Raw genomic sequence first — 4,066 nt, 5'->3', positions numbered from 1 at the left:
CGGTCGTGAGCTTGGTCGTCTCGACCTCGAGCTCGTTCACACGGGCCTCAAGCCGCCTGATCTTCTGGGCGGGTGTCTCGTCTGCTGGCGGCGATGAGCTGCCCGTCGATGGCTTGGACTGCAACGGACTGGAGGTCAACGTCCCGTCGGCAGCGGTCTTCTTGCCGGTCCCGTACACCTCGAGCCAGTGCCTCAACGTCCCGCGCACGATGCCGAGATCCTCGGCTATGCCGCGGACAGTGGCACCAGGGGTGGACTCATACAAGTCGACGGCCTGACGACGGAACTCCTCGGAGTAGTTCTTCCTGGCCATGATTCCTGAATCATCTCGCTTCCCCAGCACGTGCTGGATTCAGCGTGTCCAAGAACCGGGGTCAGGCCCCGAAGACCCACTGCCGGGGTACGTGCCGCTCGTGCCCAAAGGAGGCGCGCACCGGTCGAGGTGATCGCCGCGGAAGGCCTGCCCGTCCAGGTCGCCGGCCGGGTGCTGAGCGTATCGGAGGCCGGCTTCTACGAGAGCCGAAGCCGCCGGCCATCCCAACGCTCAATCCGGCACGCGATGCTGACCGCCTTCATCAAAGTCGAGGGCTTTGCATCGCAACGATTCAGAATCTGTTAGAGCGTTCTCGCTATCTCCTAGTCCTTTCGTAGATCCACCCCGCAAGGGCCCCCACCACCGCCGTCACAAAAACCAGTCGAACCAGATACCACGCGCTATCCGAATCGCCGGCCTCGCGGCCCACCGTGAACGCAAGGCTGATCAGCCCAGCTATTCCCACTAGTAGAAGAATTGCGTAACGTTTCCTCATTTCTATTCCCATCCCAGCTCAGTGAGTGCACAGTTGAAATACCCGCCCAAGTAGCCCACGCCAAACGCCCCTGCGGCTGCCTCGGGGACACCAACACCAGTCCATGAACTCGCCACTGCCCCAGCCCCCGCAGCTGCAACCCCGGGCTTCAGCCCAGCTGTCAGGCATGGGTCCGTCACGTCGATACCTGTAGACGTATAGATGGCGTTCGTGACTGCAAACTGAACTACGGGATTATCCCACCAATCGCGGCCAGAGGAGTCGGATTCATTGACGGGATCGGCACCCGCGTAAGTGAATACTGCAAGCGTTAGCGGAGAAGAAAACGAACCGTCTTCTGGGTCAGGTTGCGTCCATGTAACGAACTTGCTTGAATAATAGCGCGTGCCGAATTTGATTAGCCCCGTGCTTCGATCAAGATATCCAGAGGCATACCCAAACGGATTGAAGTCAGTGCTGGGTGCGGCGAACGAGTTGTTTTCGGAGCCGTCGTTTCCGTTGCCTGGGCTGGTGTGGTCCCAAGTGCGGATGGTTGCGCCGTAGGGCTCGTAGAGGTAGCGGGTGACTTCACCGCCGATGCTGGGGGTGGGTGTGCTGCGGTCGGCGATGGTGGCGATCACGCTCTTTTGGTGGTCGAGCAGGTAGTAGCGGGCCTGACCAGAGCTGGTGTCAATCATGGCAAGGAGGTCTCCGCCGGGGGTGCGGAGGAAGATCTCGCTGTGGGCGCCGCCGGGTGCGGTGGCGTCGCTGGCGGAGTTGGTGAGTCCGGAGAAGCCGTAGGCCATCTGGGTGGGGCCGGAGGTGGTGCGGCGGTCTTGCATGACTCCGTCATATGCCTGGCTCTGTGCTGTGGTGGCGCCGGGTGGGGTGATCGAGGTGGTCTGGCCGGGCAGGTTGTAGCTCAGGTTGAGTCCTGCGAGGTCGCCGCCGCCGGTGGCGGTGGTGAGGTTGCCGGCTTGGTCGTGGTTGTACTTCGCGACCCCGTTGGTCCCGGTGCCGCTCGTGCTGCCACAGGACAGGTTGGGGTCGCTGGCACCCGAGGCGAGGTGCTGGGAGGCGCAGATCTCGTCACCATTGTTGAACGCTGACCAGAGCGATCGGGTGTCGAGGCCGGGGGTGGTGCCGGTGACCTTGGACTTGGTGAGGTTGGAGTGCCGGTCGTAGGTGTAGTCGAATCGCCGGGTGCCGCCGCCGTTGCCGGAGGTGTCGCATGCTCCGGTGATGGCGGTAATGTTGGTCGGTGCGGGGCTGACGGCGCAGGCGAGGCGGTCGATGTTGTCGTAGCCGTAGGCGGTGGTCAGCCCGCCGAGGTCGGTCATCTTCTGGATGCTCGAGGTCCGCTGGCCGCCCTTGATGGCCGTGTACTTGTATCCGCGGTAGGTGTAGAGCCCGTTGGCGGAGTCGCCGGGGCATCCGTCGTTCCCGGTCGCGGGTCCGTTCGCACCGGAGGTGGCGGTGAGGTAGGACCACATACAGGTGGGGTTGCCGTCGTTGTCGTAGACGGCCTTGGCGACCAGATCACCGGTGGAGTCGCCGTTGGAGGCGAACCGCGGGTAGGTGGTCTTGGTCAGCTTGTCCTTCTTGTCGTAGTCGAAGGTGTAGGTCGCGCCACGGGGGTCGGTCAGGTTCTTGAGCAGGTTGACCGAGTCGTAGGTGTACTCGGTGAACGTCTGATGGCTGTTAGAGCTGCTGCCGCCTGGCGTTGGGGTGGTCTGACTCGTGACTGTTTGCCGGGTGAGGTTGCCGGCGGAGTCGTAGGTGTACTCGGTCTTGCCGACGATGGCCTGACCGGACTCCGAGGCCAGCTGGTTGAGCCGGTCGTAGGTGTAGGTGTTCGCACCACCGGAGGTGGCGTTGTTGAGGCTGGAGAGCTGGGTCATGTTGCCGGCCAGGTCGTAGAGCCAGGTCACGGTCTGGGTGGTCTGCCCGGTCTTGGAGTGCGCAGCAGAGACGACATGGTCCAGGGCGTCGTATTTGTAGGTGGTGGTGACTCCGCGGGCGTCGGTGACGGTGGCCAGGCGTGACATGGCGTCGTAGGTGTAGGACTCATCCCCACCCGCGGGCTTGTCGACACTGGTCAGGTCGCCGTTGGCGTTGTAGCTGAAGGTGGTGTCGTTCCCGGCACCGGTGCCGTTCCCGTCGAGGCAGCTGGTGGTGTCGTTGCTGTTGCCGCGGCTGCTCTTGCGGTTGGTGGCGCCTGGCGCCTTGGTCGACATGCCGTTGTTGGTTGAGACCGATCCGGTGGCCACGATGGGGTCGATGCGGGCGATCTGGCCCTGGGGGGTCCAGCAGTAGCGGTAGCGGACGTCGTTGCTGGCGTTGGTCTGGGAGCTCTCGGCCTGGATGAGGTTGTTCCAGTCGTCGTAGGCGTAGTTCCACAGCGTGGTGTTGTCGCTGCTGTTGTTGGCACCCTGCTGGTCGGTCTTGGTCACGCTGTAGGGGTGACCGGTGTCGTCGTGGGAGGCCGAGGCCTGACCGCCCTCGGGGGTGGTGACCGAGTCAGCGGTGTCGCTGTTGCTGTCATCGTCGTAGGAGTAGTCGTACTGGTAGAGCCCGGCGCCGGTGCCGGTCATGTCGGCGGTCTTGACGTTGGAGTTCGCCGTCCAGCTGTTCGAGCGCGTGTTGCCCTTGGCGTCGGTGGTGCGCATGACCCTGCCCAGACCGTCGGTGCAGTACCTGGTCTTAACAGTGCCGGCCCCATTGGTGCCGGTGGTGCCGTTGCGTTCGCCGGTGACCACAGAGTGCGAGGCCGCCGCGGAGTCTTGATTCGGTGCAGAGTCTGCTGGCGCGCAGGCCGCGTCTTCGGGTGGGTTGGACTGTGTCACGTCCGCGCCCTTGACGCTGTAGAACGTGAACCCGATCGTCGAGGGGCCCGGCGTGGACGAGCTGCCGGTGTTGGGGTCGGTGTTGGCACGAGTCCAGGTCGTGACGTGCCCGTCGCCGTCGTAGTCGAACGACATGACCTGGCCCTTGCCTGAGCCGTTGCTCGACGCGCTCGAACCGCCGCTGGTGTTCTCACGGGCGTTGGTGATCGAGGCGAGCTTGCGGTTGCCGCCGTAGGTGTAGGTCGTACGGGCACCGACGTTGCCCGTCACGTCCTGGCCGTTACCGGTGGTCGAGGTCATCGCGGCGGTGGAGCCGATGGCGTTGGCGTTGACCGCGGCCAGGTACGAGGCGGAGAGGTAGGCCGGTGCGGTGTTGGTGTACTCATAGGCCCAGCGCAGCAGCATGGTGCCATCAGGCTTGCGGAACTCGAT

Annotated in this window: 2 protein-coding genes; both read right to left on the bottom strand. The window is 64.0% G+C overall.

Annotated elements, in window-relative coordinates:
• Positions 1 to 313, bottom strand: a 313-nt coding sequence (locus tag ISG29_RS20320; protein ID WP_194502297.1) for a transposase, incomplete at its 3' end; no start/stop codon positions are given.
• 498 nt (positions 314 to 811) lie between these two features.
• On the bottom strand, positions 812 to 3,934 hold the full coding sequence (locus ISG29_RS20315; RefSeq protein ID WP_194505277.1) for an RHS repeat-associated core domain-containing protein: 3,123 nt from the start codon (positions 3,932 to 3,934) through the stop codon (positions 812 to 814).
• Positions 3,935 to 4,066: the final 132 nt, after the last annotated feature.

This window comes from Nocardioides acrostichi, from assembly GCF_015319165.1.
In the GTDB taxonomy this organism is placed as follows: Bacteria; Actinomycetota; Actinomycetes; order Propionibacteriales; family Nocardioidaceae; genus Nocardioides; species Nocardioides acrostichi.
Note: the sequence above shows the minus strand (reverse complement) of the source record. Positions and strands in the feature narration are given on the sequence as shown.